This is a genomic window from Flectobacillus longus (assembly GCF_030056705.1).
In the GTDB taxonomy this organism is placed as follows: Bacteria; Bacteroidota; Bacteroidia; order Cytophagales; family Spirosomataceae; genus Flectobacillus; species Flectobacillus longus.
Map to the genome: position 1 here is coordinate 42,583 of NZ_JASHIC010000013.1, position 24,052 is coordinate 66,634.

Annotated in this window: 9 protein-coding genes; 1 reads left to right on the forward strand and 8 read right to left on the reverse strand. The window is 38.3% G+C overall.

Features of this window, described 5'->3' with window-relative positions; genetic code table 11:
• Positions 1 to 107: 107 nt before the first annotated feature.
• On the reverse strand, positions 108 to 12,419 hold the full coding sequence (locus QM491_RS10840; protein WP_283327516.1) for an Ig-like domain-containing protein: 12,312 nt from the start codon (positions 12,417 to 12,419) through the stop codon (positions 108 to 110).
• A 693-nt stretch (positions 12,420 to 13,112) separates the two neighbouring features.
• On the opposite strand from QM491_RS10840, the gene htpG reads away from it, so the two are divergent.
• Complete coding sequence (gene htpG, locus QM491_RS10845) at positions 13,113 to 14,927, forward strand: molecular chaperone HtpG (RefSeq protein WP_283327628.1); 1,815 nt, start codon at positions 13,113 to 13,115, stop codon at positions 14,925 to 14,927.
• 197 nt (positions 14,928 to 15,124) lie between these two features.
• On the opposite strand, the gene QM491_RS10850 is transcribed toward htpG, so the two are convergent.
• From QM491_RS10850 to QM491_RS10880, 7 genes are all read right to left on the reverse strand, one after another.
• Complete coding sequence (locus tag QM491_RS10850) at positions 15,125 to 17,386, reverse strand: carboxypeptidase regulatory-like domain-containing protein (protein ID WP_283327517.1); 2,262 nt, start codon at positions 17,384 to 17,386, stop codon at positions 15,125 to 15,127.
• 392 nt (positions 17,387 to 17,778) lie between these two features.
• Positions 17,779 to 19,041, reverse strand: a complete 1,263-nt coding sequence (locus QM491_RS10855) for an MFS transporter (RefSeq protein WP_283327518.1) — start codon at positions 19,039 to 19,041, stop codon at positions 17,779 to 17,781.
• Positions 19,041 to 19,883, reverse strand: a complete 843-nt coding sequence (locus QM491_RS10860) for a hypothetical protein (protein WP_283327519.1) — start codon at positions 19,881 to 19,883, stop codon at positions 19,041 to 19,043. The genes QM491_RS10855 and QM491_RS10860 overlap by 1 nt, the downstream gene beginning before the upstream one ends.
• 50 nt (positions 19,884 to 19,933) lie before the next feature.
• Positions 19,934 to 20,764 (reverse strand): MOSC domain-containing protein, encoded by an 831-nt coding sequence (locus QM491_RS10865; protein WP_283327520.1) that lies wholly within the window; start codon positions 20,762 to 20,764, stop codon positions 19,934 to 19,936.
• A 146-nt stretch (positions 20,765 to 20,910) separates the two neighbouring features.
• A complete protein-coding gene (locus tag QM491_RS10870; protein WP_283327521.1) occupies positions 20,911 to 21,759 on the reverse strand; it encodes a CPBP family intramembrane glutamic endopeptidase in 849 nt (282 codons plus the stop codon).
• Between the two features lie 203 nt (positions 21,760 to 21,962).
• Entirely contained in the window at positions 21,963 to 22,772 is an 810-nt protein-coding gene (locus QM491_RS10875; protein WP_283327522.1) for an FkbM family methyltransferase, read from the reverse strand.
• A 53-nt stretch (positions 22,773 to 22,825) separates the two neighbouring features.
• Positions 22,826 to 24,040: a glycosyltransferase family 4 protein gene (locus QM491_RS10880; RefSeq protein WP_283327523.1), complete on the reverse strand. Its 1,215-nt coding sequence runs from the start codon at positions 24,038 to 24,040 to the stop codon at positions 22,826 to 22,828.
• Positions 24,041 to 24,052 lie beyond the last annotated feature (12 nt).

Here is a 24,052-nt window from a genome sequence, read left to right on the forward strand (position 1 = left end):
TTAACCAAAGAAAAAAGATAAATACTACTAGGCTTTATTTCCTTTGATTTGATTTCTTAACTATTTAGGCACCCTAGAGGGGAGTGCCCCTCTAGAGTGTTTTTGTATTATCTAGCAATTGTGAAATATCTAACTACTGTGTTTTTACCTTGAGTTAAAATAATTTCACCTGTTGTTCTATCATAACGTGTGAAGCTATAGAAGTAAGAACCATCTGGTAAGCCTTGACCGTCACCGATTACTTTCACACCTTGGTTTGATTCGCCACCCCAGTCATTTTGATAATCACTCGAAGCGTAGACAAGGCTACCCCATCTATTGAAGATTTTCAACTCAATGCGTTGATCAGGGTTCAATGGTTGAATTACGAATTTATCGTTAATTCCATCACCATTTGGAGAGAATCCTTCTGGGATAAATGGACTATCTGTTACAACTGAAGCATCAAAGATTACTGGAGTTTTAGCATTTTCAGCAGGGTTTCCATCTCCATTAGGGTCTGGGTTGGCACCTGCGGTTGACAAGTCAAATGCTATCTTCGTCGCATCTGCAATACTTATACCAGTAGCACTAGCCTGTGTATAAATCGTATCTTGAAGTGGCTCGCGAATATTCAATGTGTACTCAATCACGATACTGTCACCTTTAGCAAACTTAAACGTACTACTTGCTACGGTAAGTGTTGTATCAGCAATTCCATCGAACAATGAATCAAGTTTTACTTTTCCACTAACAAGTGTTGGTTTACCTACCAATGACCAAGCTGTGACTTGCTGACCAATATTAGATTGAATATGGTTGGCAAGAGCCACATTGTTTAGGGTATCCTTACCATAGTTACGAGCAACCAATTTGAATTTCACATTGAATGTACTATCCGTTTGCATCACTGGTTTGCTAGCTGACAATGCTACACCAATTGCGGCATCTCCTAATGGTTTTACTGGATTACTCAATGTTACAGAAGTTGCTACCTTGTTATTTGAAGGATCACCATCTTTATCAGGATCTGGATCAGAACCAGCCGTTGAAATATCCTCATAAGTCAAGCCATCTGTACCTGTACCTTTACCAATTGCTACGTTACTGAATACAGAGTCTGTAGCAGCAGTAGTGTTAACTCTTACAGCCAAGTTGATAGATACTGAATCACCAACACCTAGCGCAGAAGAATCAGGTAATACTAAATCGATATTCAAACCAGAACCAGTGTATTTAGAATTTACTTTCACACCTGGACGATTAGTAGAAACCGTTGGTTGACCTACAATTGTAGCCCCTTTCGAAGTATAAACTGCATCCAAATCATCGGTTACTGATAACTTCGTGATTCTATTAACACCCATGTTGACAACTCTAATTACATAAGGGACTGTCCATTCATTTGTGCTTTCACGTTTCAAACCAGAAGCTAGCACTTCTTTTGCCACACCAATTAATGTTCTTGGTAAGTCGAAGCGTACTACAGTCCTGCTAGGAGTTGCACTTACATCAGTACCAGCAGCAGACTTAGCTGTCACTGTACCACTTGGTGCAATTCCTGAACCATTCACTTGGCTATAGAATGGTCCTTTGTTTCCGTTTAATGTAAGTGTTACCGTGTAAATTAAGGTATCAACTTTGTTTGGAATCATAAAGCTAGAAGCAGCTTTTACTAAGTTTGGATCACTTGCGCCAAAGGCTTCATTGATTACCAAGTTTCCTGTATTCTTCAATACTGGTGTACTTACTGTAAATGTTGCTGGAGATGGGAAGTTTTTCGCAACCGAATCAACTAAGCTAACATTGCGTAAAGTATCGCTACAGAAGTTTTTCGCAATCAATTGGTAAGTCACGTTGTAAACACCTGTTGAAGTTTGGTTTGTATCAATTACTGCTAATGCTAAGCCAAGTTTACAGTCATTCACCACTCTATTGATGATATTAACTTCAACGGTACTCTTATCATTATCCTTCACAGCATCCAACTTACTTGAGCTTGCCACAAATACAGTGTTAGGTGCAACACCTTGTAATACTGCACGTGCATTGTAGGTTAACGATTTGGTTTCTCCTTTTGCAATTGATGCAATAGTAGCACTCAAAGAGTCACCTGTTGCCGTTTTGCCAGTTGAAGTAAAGTCTCCACTGATATATGACAAATTACTTACTAAGAAGTCTTTCAAGACAACATTTTTGGCATTAGCAGGACCAGCATTGGTTACCTTAATAGTGTAGGTTACCAAACTGTCTTTGTTAACTGTTGTTGCACTTGCCGTTTTGATTACAGATAAATCTGCATATAGCGTATCGTTTGTCGATACAATCGTTGCAGTAGCTGTATTGTTAGTCAACAATGGGTCTGTTGGACTATACATAGTGGTTGTCGCCGTAGTTGAAATTGTTCTATCTTCATCTACTTTCACTCTATAAGAGAATGATTTCGAAGCTCCAACTGCTAAGCTACTGATTGTCGCTTTGACAGAATCAGTAGTTTTATCGACATCTCCAGATAAGAATGTTAATCCTTGAGGGAACAATGCTCTCAACTCGATATTTGATGCTGTCGCAGGTCCATTATTTTGTACTTTCAATGTATAGACTACTTCATCACCTTTCGATACAATCGACTTATCTGTGGTAAAGCTTAATGCAAGATCAGCTAAATCAGTAGGGTTGATTGTACCAACCTGAACGGTGGTTGTTGCTGTATTGTTATCTGTTTTAGGGTCTAATGTTGAAGCAACAGTTGCTCCAAATAAGAGATTACCAGATGTAATACCTTTTGCAATGAATGTTAATACTTTAGTCTCCCCTTTCTTCAATGAATCGTAGCTAGCTGTCAAAGTATTTCCATTTACAACCCAACTTGGTTCTGCCGATAGCAACTCAAACCCTGTTGGAATCGTAGTTGTCACTTTCACTCCCTTAGCTGTCGCAGGACCATTATTAGAAACAGTTACTTTTATTGTTGTTGTTTCATTTAATCCAATGGCTGTTTTATCTGCAACTATTGCAATGGCAGCATCAGCAGCATTCGGATCAACAACTCCTGCATTGATTGTAACAGACGCTTTGTTATTAGCAGTATTTGGATCTACTGTAGCAGAGGTAGCAGACACAGTAATGGTTGCTTCCGAAGTGCTTGTTACCACTGATTTGAATGTGTAAGTTTTACTTCCATTCATTACAAGTGTATCAATGTTAACACCAATTGTATTTCCATTTTGGATTAAACCTCCTGTCTGACTAGCATAAGTAAGTGTTCCTGGAATGATTACGCTTATGGCAACTCCTTTAGCCGTTCTTGGGCCAGAGTTTACTACAGTCACTGTAGTAACTACGGTATCCCCAACAGCGTAGGTTGCTTTGTCGGTTGTTATACCAACACCAATATCAGCCAAATCCATCACTACTAAATCAGTACTTACTGTAATTGGCGAACCTGATGAGAAGCATCCTTGTGCAGTACGATAGAATGCGTAGTATGTTCCGAATCCAACAGCAGATGGAGTTGCTATATCATTAGATGTTGCCAAACCACCAGATTTGAATACCAAGGTAGCACCCGCTGGAGTTGTTGATGTTACTAAGCTATTTAAGTTTGCTGTTTGACCAGAAGATATCATAATATTCTTAGTCACTGGAGCAGAAATATCTGCAAGAGGATTTAATGTTGCAGTATCTGATGGTACAGAAGTACATCCATTAGAATCGCTCAAGATATAATAATAGCTACCCAAACCTTTCACATTGATTGCTTGTGCAGTTGAAACTACCGAAGTAGAGCCAACTTTATACCATTTGTATTGATAACCAGCAATTGCTTTCAATCCTACCGAATCAGTCGTACACGCAGTCAAGTTACCAGAAACGGTAATGGTTGGTTTTATTTTAATTCCATTAATCGTAAGAACCATAGTGTCTACAGCAGCCACACATGCGCCTGTACCATCTGGGTCATTTGATATCAAGAATAATTTTACTGAACCACTTGTTACATCTTGTGCTGAAGCTGTATAGGTAGCTGTTGGCAACAATGGGTTGTCAAATGTACCTGTACCTGTCGACTTCCATGTGATGAAAGTTGCAGCTCCACTAAATGCGCCTTTCAATTGATATGATTTAGTATCACAAATTGTAGCATCAGCACCAGCATTTACTGCTGCAGGAGCTGTTGTACAGTTTTTCGTAGAACAATCTGTATTAATAAATACGTTGATTGCTGCTGGAGCAGAGTAACAACCTGAAGCAAACTTCTCGAATACATAGTAAGTGCCTGTTGCTGAGACAGCTTGTGGATTACTTACTAAAGTTGAAGTGCTAGATGTACCTGTTCTGAATTCAAATGAACTACCATTTGAAGCTGTACTTAGCAAACCAGATGTTAAATCAACCGTTGTTGCTGGGCAAGCATTTACCAAATCTTTAGTAGATGGCTTACTAGCAGAATTACCTACTTGGATTGTCAACTCATTTGAGTTACCACTTTCACACTTATCAAGTTTACAAATTGCGGTATAAGTAGTGTTGGCTGTTGGTTTTACGCTTACTGTTGTACCAATTTGACCATCACTCCAAATTACAGCGCCATCACAACCAGTTGCAGTCAAGTTCACAGATGAACCAGCACAAGCAGTTAATACATCACTTGTAATTACTGGAGCTGTTGGAGTGCCTACAGTAATCGTAGTTACAGCAGATACTGCCGAAGTACAAGTACTTGTCACACACTTGACAGTATAGTTAGTTGTTTGAGTTGGGCTTACTGTATGAATTGCACCTGTAAATCCATCAGACCATTGATATGTACCACCTTCACAACCTAATGCCACTAATGTCATTGAACTACCTGGGCACATAAATTTCGCTGGGCATGTACATACTACACTTATTGTTGGAATTGCCAATGGAGTAACTGTAACTGTTACTTTATTAGACTCTCCACTCACACAAGTACCACCACTACAAGTAGCTGAGTAAGTCATTGTGGTAGTTGGCGTTTCGATTATCGATGCACCTGTTTTACCATTAGACCAAGTTACTGTTCCAGTACAACCTGTGGTAGTGAGTGTTACTTGAGTTCCAGCACAAACTGTATTTGTTGATGCAGTAATCAAAGGTGCTACACTTGAACCCACTGTAATAGTTACAGGATCCGAAGTTTTTGCAGTTGCGCTTGCACAACTATTTGATTTACATTGAACAGTATATGCAGTTGAAACAGTTGGTTTCACTTTGATACTTTGGGTAGTTTCACCCGTACTCCATAATAAATCAGCCGTACATCCTGTTGCTGTTAATGTAACTTCTGTACCAGCACAAATCTGAGAAGTAGTACTTGCTACAATTACAGGTGTTGATAGGTCGGTGGCTACATTTACTGTAACAGTAGCTTTAGCATCTGTAGCACAAGCTACATCAGTACACAAGGCCGTATAAGTTGTAGTTACTGTTGGATTCACAGTAATAGTTGAACCAGTTAATCCACCAGTCCAAGTTACTTTACCTGCTTCACAGCCTTTTGCTGTTAATGTTACTGGAGAACCCGCACAGATATTATTCTTGTCAGCTGAAGCAACTAATGTTACTACCACTGTTGGTTTTACTACGATTTCTTTTTCGTTAGATTTAACACTTTCACATACGCCTAATGAACAAACGGCAGAATAAACAGTAGTGATTGTTGGTTTAACTGTAATTGATGAACCTGTCATACCATTTGACCATTTTACTGTTGTTCCACTAGGACATCCTAATGCTAAGAAGACTACTTCTTGACCAACACAAATTTCTTGGTCTCCACATACTACAATTGGAGCATCAATAGAACCACTATTTACTTTAACCTCTACTGTATTTGACACTCCAGAGTTACAAGTAGCATTAGTAGATGTACATGTGGCACTGTAAGAAGTTGTAACCGAAGGTTTAACTGTTACAGATGCTCCTGTTTGACCATCTGACCATTTTATAGTTCCATTACATCCCGTAGCAGTCAAGGTTACACTTTCACCCACACAGATAGCAGTCTTAGATGCCACAATGGTTGGTTTAGCAAATTCAGAAACTGTTACGCTTGCTGTATTAGATGCAGTACTTGTACAAGTTCCCATCTTACAAACAGCAGTGTAGTTTGTGCTAGCAGTTGGCGTAACTGTTATTGATGAGCCAGTCATACCATTTGACCATTCGATTGTACCACCAGCACATCCTGTTGCACTTAATGTCAATGGCGAACCTGAGCAAATTGCTGACAATGCTGGACTAATCGCTGGAGGTGTTGGAGTTCCAACTGTAATAGTTACTGTTTGTGACTTAGTTGATTCACAACTAGCAACTGTACATGTGGCAGAGTAAGTAGTCGTAACAGTTGGGTTAACTGTTACAGATGCACCTGTTAATGCTTGTGCACCACCATACCATTTAACAGTACCTGTACAACCTGTAGCAGTCAACGTTACCGAACCAGAACCACAAATAGACGTTGATGAAGCCACTATTGTTGGTACAGTTGGAGTCGTAACTGTTATAGAAACAGGAGCTGATGGATTACTTGTACAATTGTTTACAGTACAAGTTGCCGTGTAAGTTGCATTTACAGATGGTGTAACAGTAATTGATGCTGTTGTTTCACCTGTATTCCATTTAATCTGACCTGTACAACCTACTGCCGTGATGTTTACTGATTGCCCAGCACAAATGGCTGTTTTCTCAGCTGCAAGCGCTGGTGCTGCTACATTACAAACAGTTGGAGTAATAATATCTACACTATCATCGTCGTCTTCATTTTTATCTGTACCATTATTTGGTGTCGAATCAGGGTCTTTCACATCCGACTTGGTAATTTGTGCGGCGTTAGTGATTTTGCCTCCTGATGTCACCTTAGCACGGAAAGTAAACTCTACTTTTGCATCCTTCGCAAGATTAGCAATCGTACCAGTCAAAGTTCCATTATTGTTTGTCAATGAAGTACTAGAAACAAAGCTAATGCCCGCAGGAAGTATATCTTGAATTTCAACGTTAGTTGCGGCATGTGGTCCAGCATTAGATACGGTGATTGTATAAACAATTTCATCGTTAATATTTGGAGTAGCATTCGAAACAGTTTTCGTCAAACTCAAGTCTGCCAAGTCAATAGCATTAATAGATACACTTGATTTGTTGTTACCTAATTTAGTCGGGTCTTCGCTTGGACTTGAGATTTCAGCATCATTCACAATACTACCTTTTGAAAGAATTGTTGCCTTAATGTTTAGGGTAACCTGAGCACCAGCCGCCAAATCTCCAATTGTCCATTCTCCTGTCGAAGCATTATATTGAGCAGAAGGATCTGCACTTACAAATGATAAGCTAGCAGGAAGTACATCTTTTACTTTAACTGTTGATGCACCTGAGCCTCCTAAGTTTTTAGCAACAATCGAGTAATTAATAGTCTGTCCTACTAAATATGAAGGAGTTGTTTGTGTATTTGCTACGTCAGTAACTGTTTTAACAACTGCTAAATCTGTTGTTTGACAGCTTGTCACTGTAAAGTTGATAGATGCTCTTTCGCTAATACAACCTTCTGGACTTACCGCTTCTGCATAATACATTACTGTACCTGCTGCTGTAGGTGTTACTGTAAAGCTTGTACCTGTACCTACTGATGATCCTCCTGTTGCAGTTGTGTACCACTTAATCGTGTTACCTGCACCTTCAGCAGTAAGAGTATTAGACTGTCCTAAACACACTTGTGAGCTAGCCGACAAGTTTGATGGTTTTGAAGGACGTGCTTTATAAGTAAAGATTGTCTTAGAACTAGATGCTGTACATAATGTAGCACTACCATCTGGGTCATTAGTCGTAAACGTAAACTCGATTGAACCTTTTGTTTCATCTGAAGATGAAGGAGTATATTTTGCAGATACACTAGATACATTATCAAATGTACCTGTACCTGTTGTTGTCCACGTTCCGCTTGTTGCTCCTCCGCCTAAAGTAGCTGATAGTTGCAACTGTGTGAAACTACCTACGCACTGTGATTGAATAGCAGCTACGATTACTGAAGCAGGGTTTGGACATTCACATGGAGTGATATTCACTGTCACAACTGCAGGTGCGCTATAACAACCTGTAGTCGATTTTTCAAACAAGTAATAAGTACCGGCTCCTACTACAGCTGGATTAGATACCAAAGATGCAGATGGTGTTGAGCCTGTTCTCCATTCAAATACACCACCACTTGTTGACGGAGTACTTGTAATAGCTGATGCCAAGTTCACTGTCGTTGTAACAGTTGGTGAACATTGGTTAGCTAGAGATGCCAATACTGTTGGAGTTGTAGGGCGAGGATAAACTGTGAAATTAATTGCCACTCTCTCACTTGTACAACCATCAGCAGTAACAGCCTCTGCATAACAAGTAATTGTTCCTGCTATTGTTGGTGTTACGTTGAAACTAGAACCTGTCCCTACCGAAGTACCTCCTGTTGCAGTTGTGTACCACTTAATTATATTGCCTCCACCATCAGCTGTTAGTGTCGTGGATTCGCCCAAACAAATTGCATTTGCCGATAAGTTGGTCGGAGCAGAAGGACGTGCTTTATATGTAAAGATAGTTTTTGATACTGCTGCTGAGCATTGTGTAGCACTACCATCTGGGTCATTAGTCGTAAATGTAAACTCGATTGAACCTTTTGTCGCATCAGCAGATGAAGGAGTATATTTCGCAAATACACTAGATACATTATCAAATGTACCTGTTCCTGTTGTTGTCCACGTTCCGCTTGTTGCTCCTCCGCCCAAAGTAGCTGATAGTTGCAACTGTGTGAAACTACCTACGCACTGTGATTGAATAGCAGCTACGATTACTGAAGCAGGGTTTGGACAGCCACATGGAGTGATATTCACTGTCACAACTGCAGGTGAGCTATAGCAACCTGTAGTTGATTTTTCAAACAAGTAATAAGTACCAGCTCCCACTACAGCTGGATTAGCTACCAAAGATGCAGATGGTGTCGAGCCTGTTCTCCATTCAAATACACCACCACTTGTTGACGGAGTACTTGTGATAGCTGATGCCAAGTTCACTGTCGTTGTAACAGTTGGTGAACATTGGTTAGCTAAAGAAGCTAACACCGTAGGAGTGGTTGGTGATGGATTAGCTGTAAAGTTGATAGATGCTCTTTCGCTAATACAACCTTCTGGACTTACCGCTTCTGCATAATACATTACTGTACCTGCTGCTGTAGGTGTTACAGTAAAGCTTGTTCCTGTACCTACTGATAATCCTCCTGTTGCAGTTGTATACCATTTAATCGTGTTACCTGCACTTTCAGCAGTAAGAGTATTAGACTGTCCTAAACACACTTGTGAGCTAGCCGACAAGTTTGATGGTTTTGAAGGACGTGCTTTATAAGTAAAGATTGTCTTAGAACTAGATGCTGTACATAATGTAGCACTACCATCTGGGTCATTAGTCGTAAACGTAAACTCGATTGAACCTTTTGTCGCATCAGCAGATGAAGGAGTATATTTTGCAGATACACTAGATACATTATCAAATGTACCTGTTCCTGTTGTTGTCCACGTTCCGCTTGTTGCTCCTCCGCCTAAAGTAGCTGATAGTTGCAACTGTGTGAAACTACCTACGCACTGTGATTGAATAGCAGCCACGATTACTGAAGCAGGATTTGGACATTCACATGGAGCAATATTTACTGTCACAACTGCAGGTGAGCTATAGCAACCTGTGGTCGATTTTTCAAACAAGTAATAAGTACCGGCTCCTACTACTGCTGGATTTGCTACCAAAGATGCAGATGGTGTCGAGCCTGTTCTCCATTCAAATACACCACCACTTGTTGACGGAGTACTTGTAATAGCTGATGCCAAGTTCACTGTCGTTGTAACAGTTGGTGAACATTGGTTGGCTAAAGAAGCTAACACCGTAGGAGTGGTTGGTTTTGGATTTACTACGATAGAAATACTTTTTCTAGCGCTAGTACATCCATTAGTATTTACAGTCTCTACATAATAAGTGGTATTGGTAGTCGGAGTAACCTGAACGCTTGCTGTAGTAGCAAACGCAGTTCCACCTGTTGGCAATGTGTACCACTTATAAGAAGAACCTGTACCCGATGCTGTCAAGGTAGTTACATCTCCTGCACACAATGTGCTAGTAGAGGCAATCACATTTGGCATATCTGGATTACTAGTTACATTGAAGCCTACGCCTGTCGCATCAAGCGCCAAACATTTTCCAGAAATGGTCGTTTGCAAATCTGAAAGTTTAGTAGTACCTAATGTAATAGCTGTAGTTAAGTTCAAATCTGTAGTATTATATACTATAGTATGAATTTTATATGAATCAGCTGCATTTACAGAGAAGCTTGGAGTCGTTCCTGTCTGAACAATTACGTTTGTAGTACCTTTACTCAAAAGGTATCTTACAACATATCCAGTTGGGATTGTTGGTGTTGTTGAAACAGATGCAGTAAGAGTCAACGATCCTCCTGTTGGTAAACACAAACTTGATGTACTTGCCAATAGATTACCCGTTGTTACATTACAGCTAGGAATAATACCAGCATCAATATCTTTATTATCACGTGCAGGGTCTCCAACTGGCCTTGTAGCATCTATTGTAATAAGCAAGCTTTTGCCGTCTGTCCCAGCATCTGAGTCAGTAGACGATGTGCCTCTACCTGTTAATGTAAAGGTAGAACCAGCAGGTTTGTCGAACAATACATAATATTGTCCACTAGCTACTATAAACTCATATTTACCACTTGCATCAGTTGTTGTAGTACCAATTACATTCCCATTTTTATCTAATAAAGATACCTTTAAACCAGCAACTGGTGTATCCCCTGAGTTTTGAATACCATCTTTATTATTATCATTAAATACATAATCGCCAATAGAGCCCAAAGGAACAATACCAGCATCAACATTTGGGTTATTTCTTAATGTATCTGTAACAGCCAATGTTGTGTTTATCGTAATGAATTGACTACGACCCAACGCACTAAAATCACTGTCTTTCGTATCATCACTTCCTTGATTAGCTTTTGTTATTTGGCTCTTTGTTGGAAGTGTAATTCTTACTTGGTAAGTACCTGAATTTAGATTATCAAATAAATAATAACCTGTTGATGTTGTAGTAACGGTTTTGACAAATGTATTTGCGCTTGTATATAAATCTACTTTTATACCTGACAATCCTGTTTCTGTTGCATCTTGAATACCATTAGCATTCACATCACTCCAAACATAATCCCCAATCGAACCATAAGGATCAGGTATAAACTTCACAGGACAACATCCTGTTACTGGACATGTTGAATTAGTAGCAGTGAACGTAAACTCTGTATAATCTGTAACATTTTCCACATATAATACGCCATTCTGAACATAAGCTCCCGAACCCGAAGCTGTAGCTGTAATAGCTGTAACTACACCACTAGTTCCAATACGTCTAGTCCATACTACATTAGTAAGTCCTTTTGGTGCTGAAACTTCAAAAACACTTCCAATCGAAAAATACGTTGGGACAGAAAAACATACAGCCGCTTGATCGTCCTCATTAATATTATGATTGTTAGGTTTTGAATCTGTATCTGGTTCAGTTTGAGCAGCTACCTCAAAACTAGCATAGGCGATTCCTCTTCCGAGGTCGCCGTTTTTAACTCTTGCCTGAACTTGAAGTGTTATCTCTGTATTTCCTAGCAACTGTGTGATTACCCATTTTTTATTGACATTGTCATAGGTAACTCCCGAAGCAGGGCTCGAGTACACAATGGACTCCAGCGTTGAAGGCAAAGAATCCTTTACAGAAATATTGGTAGCCTTATCTCCTGTACTATTGTTTAACTTAATAATATAAGTAACCAAATCTCCTGGATTGGGATTACCATTGCTTATTGTAGCCGTTAAAGACAAGTCTGGACTAGCCACTGCCGTCCAAGCTGTAAGTAAGGTAAGGATTAAAGAAGCGAATACAGTTCGAAGGGTAGAAAAACCATTCAATGAACTTGCTAATAATTGTTCTTTCTTATTCGAAGTAAGGAGGTTGGTTAATGTAGACAAACCCCAACTTGCGCATAAGTCCAACACAGATTTCACCTTACAAGATTTTGACAATAGAGTAGCACTACTCATATTGCTTGCACCTCGAAGCTGAAATAGATTATTAGCTGCTCGTGTCAGGTAAGTAAAAAGATTCATTTGCTGTATGTTTAATTGATAAAATTCACTACTAGGACCTTGTTCGTTTGGGCTATCCAACAAGTAATTGGAAGGAATATCAACAAGAGAAGAATCTTCACTTAGGGGCATAACAGCAAACATGCTATCAGAAGCACTTTGGGAATTTTCTACTTTAGGCTGCAAATGCGATGAAAACCTATGATTCGCTTGACGACTAGCGCCAATCTCGAATGTAAATGTTTTTTTCATCCGATTTCTTGTTAATGTTTTAATTACTTAGGAGGATACCAAAATCTTGCTTTATCGACTAGCTTTATTCGAACTTCGGATTTGCATGATTTAGTCACTTTTAGGCGTCTCAATATCAATGAGATTGTATGGAAAATGTACCAAAACTGTGCCAAATGCCCAACTCTTTAAGTGAGCTATTAGCTGCCTTTTTGTGCTACTACTAAATCAAGCGCATATCCTCGATTTACGGACTTTGTCATAAAAATTCGACAATGCTAAATCAATTTAATTTTGCTGATCAGTCTACAAAAAATGTAACAGGCCAGCAAAGCCAAAACTATGCCAAAATTTTGCTTAAATAAAAACTTCATGAAATACAATAAGATACAACCAATGTACTTGAATAGCACATTAACTGAGAAGACACCAATTAAGGTAACGAAAGGAAGTATATAAATTTATTAATTGCGAGCGAAGCACCTATCTTATCCGATATTAGCTTTGATTATACAAATCAAATAAAAATTTATTATTCTGTCAAGATTTTCTGCCTTTATTTTATTAGATGACAGGACTTTATACGTAAGCGCTGACAATTTGGCATTTTATGTGGCTTTGGAATCGTATTTGTCTATATCGCTATGTCTATTTAGACTTCATTCTATGAATATTTGGTTTGTATTTTTATAAATTATTAATGACAAAATGACCATGCAAGAAAAAGGTAACATCTCGATTCATACCGAAAACATCTTTCCTATTATTAAGAAGTTTTTGTACTCTGATCATGAAATCTTCTTACGTGAGTTGGTATCTAATGCTGTAGATGCTTCTCAAAAATTGAAACGCTTATCAGCCATTGGTGAATACTCAGGTGAACTTGGTGAATTGAAGGTAAAAGTAAGCTTTGATAAAGATGCTCGTACGATTACTATCTCCGATTCGGGTATTGGTATGACTGCCGATGAGGTGAAAAAGTATATCAATCAAATTGCCTTTTCGGGAGCTACTGAGTTTGTTGAAAAATACAAGGATAAAGGTGATGAAAAAGCAATTATTGGTCACTTCGGACTTGGCTTTTACTCTGCCTTCATGGTTGCTGAAAGAGTAGATATTATTACAAAATCTTTTCAAGAAGGCGCACAAGCTGTGAAATGGACTTGTGATGGTTCGACTGAATTTGAAATTTCAGAAGCTACTCGTGAAAGAAGAGGTACTGATATTATTTTGTATGTGGCTGATGATTCATTAGAATTCCTTGAGAATTTTAGACTAAAACAAATTCTTGATAAATACTGCAAATTCCTTCCGATTGAGATTGAATTTGAAGATGCCATCATCAACAACCCTACTCCTATCTGGGCAAAATCACCTGCTGATTTGACTGATGAAGATTATTTGAAGTTCTATGAAGAGCTTTATCCAATGTCTGAAAAACCGCTTTTCTGGATTCACTTGAATGTAGATTATCCTTTCAATTTGACAGGTATTCTGTATTTCCCGAAAGTGAAAAACGAATTGCAATTACAAAGAGAAAAAATTCAACTTTTCAGCCGTCAGGTATTTATTACTGATGAAGTAAAAGATGTAGTTCCTGAGTTCTTGATGTTGTTGCATGGTGTAATCGACTCGCCAGATATTCCTCTTAACGTTTCAAGAAGTTTCTTACAAGCTGACTCTAATGTTAAGAAAATCAACAACTATATTACTAGAAAAGTAGCTGAAAAACTGAATGATTTATTCAAAAATGACCGTGCTGGCTTTGAAGAGAAATTCGAAAACATCGGTCTTTTTGTAAAATACGGAATGATTTCAGATGAGAAGTTCTATGATAAAGCAAAAGACTTCTGTTTGTTACAAAGTACTTCGGGCAAGTACTACACTTTGAATGAATACGCCGAGTTTGCACAGGAAAATCAGAAAGATAAAAACGATGATGTTGTCTATCTTTATGCTACTGACCTACAAGGACAAGACGGATATATCCAATCAGCGACTAAACGTGGCTATGATGTTTTGAAATTAGATGCTGTTTTGGATAGTCATTTTATCAATATGCTTGAAACCAAGTTGGTAAAAACTAACCTTAAACGTGTTGATGCTGATACGGTAGAAAAGCTGATTGATAAAGGTATTGCCTTGGAAGCTGTACTTTCTGACTCAGAAAAAGAAGCAGTTAAAAAGGTATTCGACGAGGTAATCAACGATAAAAATAAGTCGGTACAAGTTGAGGCTATGCCAGTAGACGAGCTGCCTGCTATCGTTACCCAAAATGAATTTATGCGCCGTATGAGCGATATGTCAAAACTAGGTGGTGGCATGGGTATGTTTGGAGCTATGCCTAATAATTATACCATTGCTGTAAATGCTAATCACCCTTTGATTAATAAAATTCTTAAAACAGAAGAGGAAAGCGAACAAAAACGCTTGGCAAAACAGGTATATGACTTGGCATTACTATCACAAAACTTGTTGACAGGAGCCGACCTAACAGCCTTTATCCAACGTACAGCACAAGGATTATAGTCAATTGTAGAATTTTGAATGAGAATTGTGAATATAAAGCCTTCTTTATTACTTCATCATAATTCAACTTCATTAATGTAGCTTTCAATTTTAACTATATCTTTTGATAAAGTATTGATAAAATAAAAGCCCTTCAAGCGAAGGGCTTTTATTTTTCTAACCTAAAAACACATCTAAATTTCTCTTTATTACGATTGTTATTTTACAGATATAATTCTAAACTCTGTTCTGCGGTTTTCTTGGTGTTGTTTTTCATCACAAATTATTCCATCCACACATTCATTCACCAGTTCTGTTTCGCCATATCCATTTGACACTAATCTTGATGGGTCAATACCTCGCATAGCTAGGTAGTCGACCACAGCTCTGGCACGGTTTGCCGAAAGTTGCATATTGAAGTTATCACTCGAGCGAGCATCAGTATGCGAACGAATCTCAATGGTCATTGCTGGATATTTACGCAGTAGTGGCAACAATGTCTTTTCAAGTTCACGAGCTGCGTCTGGGCGAATAAAGAACTTTCCGTAGTCGTAGTAAATATTTTTCAACTTGAAAATATCTCCTTCGCCATACATACCTTGAATATTTTCAACAACCTCACCACTTGACTTAACTTTGCCAATTTTTTCGGTGTTAGTTGCATACTTATCTTTCTCAGCTGTAAGTTTATGGTCATCACCAGGTTTTACCTGAAACTCATAGCCACCATCTGGTCCTGTTGTTACAGTTTGCTTAGTCTTATCTTTTTCATTTTCCAAAGTTACCTGAACACCAGCCATAGGTTGGTCGTTTACTTCAGATTTTACTACACCTTTCAACACTGCCAAAGGAGCTTTTTCGAGATATAACTCTAAGGTCGTTTTCTGAGCAGTATTACTTTTGGTAGAATATGCCACCGAGTTCATAAGATAGCCTTCTTTAATGGCTTTAAACTCATACTCTGCATTGGCTTCCATGCAAATACTAGTCGAGCCATCAACGCCTGTCACTCTTAACTCACGACTTTCTGCATTTACAGTAATACGAACGTCTACGTTTTCGAGCGGTTGTTTTGATGCCGCATCATACACAATCAAAGTCAACGGACGGCAAACTCGTTTGAAGCTATAAATATTATCGTCACTCAAACCTGACTTACGGTTTGACGAGAAAAATCCACTTGTACGAGTCGCATCAGTAATAATACCAAAATCATCTTGTGGTGAATTGAGTGGTGCGCCTAAATTATTAACACCTCTATAAGCTACCCCATCTTTAATTTCTGCAAAAAACATATCGAGTCCGCCTAATCCTTCATGACCGTCAGATGCAAAAAAGAGGTTTCCTGTTGGGTCAACAAATGGGAACATTTCGTTACCCTCTGTGTTGATTTCTTTTCCCATATTCACAGGTGTTCCCCAATTCCCGTCGCTGTATTCAACCACATAAATATCTGTTCCACCATAACCACCAGGCATATCTGACACAAAATATAATTTGGTATTATCAGGTGTCAAAGCTGGGTGTCCGCAAGAATATTCATCAGAATTAAATGGTAGTTCTTTGATATTACTCCAATTGTCTTTTACTAAATCAGCAATGTATAATTTCAGCTTATTGGTACCATCTTTGGATTCTCTGGTTTTGCCTTTATTAAAATTGTTACGAGTAAAAATTGCTTTTTGTTCGCCTTGAAAGAATACAGCTGGACCCTCGTGATATTTTGTATTAATCACACGGCTAAATTCTTCCACCTTATTTACTTCGCCTGTTGATTTTAAAGTTTTATTGCTATTACTCGCAATAACTCCACCCAAAGCTGCTGCTTTTTGTACCATACCCGACTTGAGCTGCGCCGTATCTGGCACAAAATACAAATCCAAAAATGGCGTCTGGTTCCAGCCATAAACACGCTTCACAACACCCGATTCATCACGAGCAGAACAAAACACTAAACCTCCTTTGTAAAACATCGGGCTAAAGTCAGCCTGATTTGAGTTGATAGGAAGATATTCGACTTGATATGAAGAAGAGTCTCTATAAAAGCGACCCATTTCCATATATGAAACCGTAAACTTTTTGCTACGAACATCAGCCGTTTGTTTTTCTCCGTAAACCGAATAGTATTTTTGTGAGTCACGGTATTTGCCATTTGAAGCTAAAGCCTGTGCATAATACAAGTAATTCTCAGCTTCTACGTCTGGGAAATTTTTTAATAGGTCACTATAAGCTCTTTCTGCATTTTTGGTATCTTGAATACGACGATAACAATACGCCAGTTTTTTTAATGCTTCTTTACGAACGGCTACATCTAATTTTGAATCAGATAGTACATCTTCGTATAAGCGAATGGCTGACATGTAACTAAGTTGCTCATACTCTCTATTTGCTGCCTTAAACTTAGCTTGTCCCCAAGCGCTGTTTGCAGAAATAGCAAAGAGTAATACTATACTCAGTAGAATATGTAATGATTTGTTCATGATAGGGTTTTAGGCTAAATCGTTTTACAAAGTAAGTATATTGAATGATAAAGAAATGATTCTTAAAACAAGTTTAGAAACATAACTCTTTGATTTTCATATTTAGTGCATTCAATTTACAGAGTAAAATGCTCTATGAAATCCGCTTAGCCTTGTTTGATTTCTGTAGATAAAAAGGAGCATCTACAAGAAGTTGGTTAATACTTAAACTACTATTTTGGCGAAACTCTGAACATCAAACTTTTGAAAGAATGTCAGAAAATTTACAAAGCAAAAAACAAATAGCGTGCCAAAAGTAGACATTTCTTTCTCAGAAGTACTAAAGCCATTATACCATAGTGGTACAACGGCTTTAATTATGGTAAAAATCTTTTTTGAAGCTATTTGGAAAGCTAATCTGTCACCTTCATTTTAAATAATTCTTTTGAGCGAATCCACACGATAGATACAATAATCATAGTCATTGTACCACCAAATAGTACAGATGGGACTGTTCCCATAAGCTTAGCTAGCAAGCCTGATTCAAAAGCTCCAATTTCGTTGGATGAACTCACAAAAATACCATTCACAGCCGACACGCGTCCACGCATTTCGTCGGGCGTCCAATACCTCAAAACCGTCTGACGTACAATTACACTTACGCTGTCAAAGGCGCCCGTAAAAAACAAAGCAACCACCGAAATCCACAGGTTTGTTGAAACCGCAAAAATCAAAGTTGCCAATCCAAAACCTCCCACTGCCAGCAATAAATTTCGCCAAGCGTGTTTTAATGGTGGGAAATATACCATCATAAACATGGTTAAAATAGCTCCAATTGATGGTGCTGCACGCAACACGCCCAAACCTTCTGCTCCTACTTTAAGAATATCCTCGGCATAGATAGGCAACAGCGCTATTACTCCTCCAAACAATACCGAAAACAAATCGAGCGAAATAGAATAGAGAATAATTTTTGTTTTGAAAACAAAAGCAATACCTTCTTTGAGACTTTGGAAAATATTTACTTTTTCCTCTACCTTTTCAGGAATTGGCGGTGCTGTGATGGTACTAATCAAGAGCATGACTGTACACAAAAGCGCAACCACAAACCAAAGCGAATTAGTCAAACCCCAATAAGCATACATAAAACCTGCTAAACCTGGACCCAAAATAGCTCCTGCTTGCCAAAAAGAACTTGCCCATGTGGTTGCATTGGCAAATACTTCTTTTGGAATAAGAAAAGGATTTAATGACGAAGACGCTGGAGAATAAAAACCTTTGGCCAAGCCAATCAAAAATATTACTCCGTAAATGATGGGTAATAGGTTGTGCTGTGGCAACTGGGTAGTTGAATGTGTAGCCCATACCAAAATAACCGAACTCAAAATGATGACACTCAAACTGAGCATCAAAATGGTTTTCTTGTTATAAAGGTCAGCCAAATGCCCTCCAAACAAAGCCAAAGAGATATAAGGAAGTGCCTCTGCCAAGCCAATGAGCCCCAGCGCCATAGGGTCGTGAGTGACCTTGTACATCTCGTATCCAAGCAATACTTCTTGAATCAACAAGGCCATTGTAATAAAACTATTGGCAAACATATATGCCACAAACTGTGGATATTTCAACGCCTCATAAGGCGATTTTTTTGCAGGTAGTGGAGTTAATTGCTCGCTCATCAAATCAGAATAAAAAGAAATAAGGGAATTAAAAATATACCATCTCCTACCCAACGATAACGGTCATTTTTCACAAAAAATGATTCAAAATACGTTATTAGCACTAGTATGGTACTCATGATGATTTCTACGATCCCTAAACCCATCGAATATGAATACGTACTATGCCAAAGGATAAATGATGTTGCTATGAAATTGATTACAAAAAGTCCATATAAAATTTTTCGAGAAGCACGTGCTCCCCACATTGACCCTAAAGAATGTACTTGTGGATATTTTTGTTGTTCAAATGCTGAAAAAAGCAATAGATTTTGAAAGGCTATCACAAAAAATACGCCTGCCAATGCCCAATCTATCCAGCTAAACACTCTCGAATGTTGTACTATGGCTGTTCCACATACACCCGACGCATATACAAAAGCCGTAACAGGTTCTTTGTAAGCTTGAAAGATACTATCTGAGGATAATTTACTCACTACTACCAAATAAATAGACGTGATAAAGGCAATACCAAAACCTACCATCAAGGTTAAGTAGGTAATATGCCCCAAAAGATAAATTCCCAGCAACATGGCCAAGGCTACAGATAGCTTTAAAGCTTTGGCATATTGTTTATGAAAACGATGCCTTGGTGTTGCTATTTGTTCGGGCTTCAAGTTATCCAATTGTCTATCTAAGGTGTATATAATAAACACCGCAATACCCAACAACCACGTACTGGTTGTTGCATGGGTAAATTTGCCTTCTGGTAGTCGTAAAAAAGCCGAATGACAAATCATGGCTCCTACTACTACATCCAGACTTAATAGGTTTATTACTTCTAAAAAGCGCTTTAGTATCATATTCAACTGCTACCGCCACAATCTAAGCGCTAAATTGCTTTGTATAGCTTTTAACTTACCGAAAACTTAGCCAATTGGCGTGTTGTTTGTACTGTTATTTCTTCTCCTACACTCACCGTTCCAGTTTGTACAATCAGTACATTTTGACCAAATAAAATTTTATTGCCTACCTTTCTATAAGTCGAAAGGGTATGTAATGGCTCTTTACCCGTTTTTTGTCCTGTTTCGTGGTTCAAAGTAGTAACAATACACCTTGCACATGGCTTTACGCCTTTGAAAGATGTTGTTCCTATCGAAAACTCAAACCATGACTCTTCTTCAAAGGCATTGCCACCAGTAAAGACAAAATTTGGACGAAAACGATTAATCGGAATTTGCTTTTCTAGGCGATTATTCAAATCATCCAACGACGACTGTCCAATCACCAAAATAGGATATCCATCCGAAAAGGAAGTTATATCTTCAGGCGTTTGGGCATATTTTGGGTCGACAGGGCGTAAACTTTCGTCGGGCATATAAACCAATCTTACGGGTTTGCCGAGTAGTTCACTAAACCATGCACTAGCCTCCTCGGATACTTCATAAGCATCCATTTCGTCGTCCCAAACCTCTACAGTAATGGCTATAGGTTGGTATAAACTCATGTTTACTGGTAGGGTTTTGCCTGTAGGACTATGGGTAACATAAAGTGTATTTTCTTCAATAGCCGTTTTAAACAACGCTAAACCTCCCACTTGTCGCTGAGTTACAAACACATTGTCGGTATCAATAAGCATCCATCGACGATCATATTTTAGTCCACGGGTAGTTACTTCTGTTTGTTGTACACTAAAACCACCTAGAGATTTGACAGGATAAATCCAGATTTCAGAAAGTTGCATAGTCGTTAGTTTACTTTAAAATTCTCAGACTGTTTTTACCTTATTATGCAATAGGCTGTAGGCCGTACACATTAGGTAAAATGTTTATTTTATTTAAGAAAATATTGATTTGTTTCACGTTATCTCAAAATCCTATACTTAACTTTCTATATCCACCTAAACACCCATTTGATAGTCACCGTATATAATACCACTGCCAACAACCAGCCTACAATCATAAGCGGAAAATTCAATTCGGTCATGGTTATAACAGAAGGCGAAGGCAATGCGCTATCAGGATAGGTCACAAATAAAAAAGCATAGATATTATTAGAAGCATGTATTCCCAAAGCTAGTTCCAATTTTCCATCAAAATAGGTTAATAAGGCAAAAAATAAACCTACTCCGATATAGTATGTCATAGCAAGCCCAAAGCCCACCTTTGCCGTTTCGGGATTGGCGCTGTGCATTAATCCGAAAAATACAGAACTTATGATTAGCCCTGCAACCACATTCCGAGAGCCAATTGCCTGAAATAAATAGCCTCTAAATATGAGTTCTTCACAACTAGTTTGAATAGGCAAAAATAAGAAACCAACAATAAATGCAGGCAACCATTGTTGAGGATTCCAAGTAAATCGGTACATCTCTGGAAAAACCAGATACATACCAAATTCTACGATTGCGGTACATACCAACCATACTGCCGCAGAACTAGCAACACGCTTCCAATTTACTGAGCTTTGTGGAGTAATCAGTGTTTGAAAAGCTCGATGATGACTGTTTTGCAACCATACCCATAATGTTAAAAGCCCTCCAGCAAAACTGCCTATTGCCACCAATAAATACCAGTGCGAAGCCACAGTTGGGTATCCTCCTTTTATATCTGTAACTAGCAATTGTGGAATACTAAATATCAATAGCGCTAGCAGTACCAAAATCATACCTACGACATATCTCCAAGGTTGGTTATTGCCAATTTTGGCTTGTGCCAGAAAATCATTTTGTGCTAACATAGAGGTTTTGGGTTGAGATAAATAGATGGTTGGACGTGAAGTGTTGTGAGAATCAAACTTTTACAAATGTAAGAGTAGAGTGTTTTACTTCCTTGAAAGTATGCAGAAAATTGCGTCTTAAAAAACAAATGATAGCGTATTTTTTCTGCCAAAGCTGGAAAAATTACGCTATCACTTAATTACTTTATTCCTCTTCAGAAGATTTATTTTTTCACCGCAAAAATATTCAATTGTAAATCCATAGAAGGATTGGCTTTGTAGACGTGATTAATAAACGGTACAGGTCTATCTTGAGCATCACGGATAAAGTATCTAAAACCATTTTTTGTCAAAATAGAAAGCAGTACATCTAAATCTTGAGGGCGGTTTGGAAACGAATGATATTCAATAAAGATATGGTCGATATGCCCAATATTATCAGCACAATCTTGAAAAACCTCTACTTCGGCACCCTCAATATCCATTTTCAACATTTGAATACTTGTATGTTTTTGCAAGTATCCCTTCAAACGGACAGACTCAATACGCTGTTTTTCGCCTTCACCATAAATCGAAGCACCGTCCGAACCCTCGGTCACAAACTCGATTCCTTGGTCATGAACCCACACGGCTTTGTCAACAATTTCTACCCCTTGAATTCCATTCACGCTCAAATTATTACTTAGTATTTTGGCAATTTGTGGATCGGCCTCAAAAGCAGTAATTTTAGCTTTTGGGTACAATTTTTTAAAGAACAAACAGCTTGTACCTATATTAGCTCCACAATCCAAAATAACAGGACTATCTGACTTACTTTGGAATCTGTAACTTTGTCCTACAAAAATCTCTTCATGCTGGAACAAAAACGACATACAGTCAGGAACTAAAAACGTAACTCCTTGAAACGAAACAGTTCGAGGTTGATAACGAGGTACTGTACCAAATTTGGCCATTAAGCCCAACAATTCGCGTGCTTCTGGGGTACGAATATGATGGAAAGGGTATTTTAAGAAATATTTTAAGGCAAATAACATAGCTTGGAATGCGTGATTATGGAGTTATAGAAACCTCTTTTTCAAATCAAAACTTACTTTTTCATGACGTACTTAAACGCCTCACAATAGTTTTTAATCACTACGTGGATATTCACCTCATTTTTGACAATGTCACCAGAGCGTAATCCCATTTCTTTGGTTTTTTCTGGATTACTCATCATACTTTCAAGCTTTTGGTATAAATCTTCGGCATCACCATTTTTGAAGATATACCCGTTATATCCATCACGAACAAGCTTTTTCTCGGTACCATCTGCTACTGAGCAAATGATTGGTTTATCAAAACACATCGCATCGTTGATAGACAAACCGCCCATACCTGCCAACACATAGACTAATGAAGCATTGAAATATTGCCCCAACTGCGTCATTTCATACACTGCACCAGCAAATTCTACATGCTCTTCAATCCCTAAATCTTTTGCCTGTTGTTTGAGATTATCTAGTTCAGGACCAGTACCTACGATGGCTAATTTTGCTATAGGAAACTTTTTGAGCAATTTGGCAAAAACATCCATTAACAAATCTACACGCTTCCATTTTACCAAACGTCCGACGTGTAAAAGTCTTAGAGGATTATCTGGTAAAACGGTATTTACTCCTTCGATTTTCGCTCTTTCGTTGAAGATAATATCCGTATCAGGAGAGTTATAAATTACAAAAATCTTCTCCTTTGGCACGCCATAACTTCCAAAAACATCTATTGCCTCCTCGGTATAATCCACGTGGGCATCTACCATATTGAAGGCTCTTTTATAGGTATATTTCAGTAAACTATACTTAAGTTTAAATGCCAAACTCGAAGGTTTCAATTCTGTTTTTAGGGTTTCTGTTACCGCACCCCCTTTGGCATAGTAATCAAGCGCTTCTTGGAATTTTGGGATATTAAAAGGAATCTCTTTTAATATCAATTTAATACCCATGCTACGGATTTTCCAAAGCAGCAAGGGATTGTAAACAAAAGTCAAAATATAAGGCCAAATCGTAACAATTACATCTGGTTTTTCTGCCTCAACCGTTTCCAAAAAATTCTTGAAAAATGGCTTTCCCCAAGCCGTTTTATATTCTTCCAAAAAGTGTACCTTAAACTTAACGCCATCCAAAGTTTGATGCACACCTGCACCTACACTTTTTCCTTGGCTTTTAGGCGCAATTACCACAATCTCCTGCCCTTCTACTTGGTTCAGACGATTAAGCACTAAATTATAATAATGGGGCAATCCACCAAATGTGAATAATATCTTCATGTTGTTAGCTTT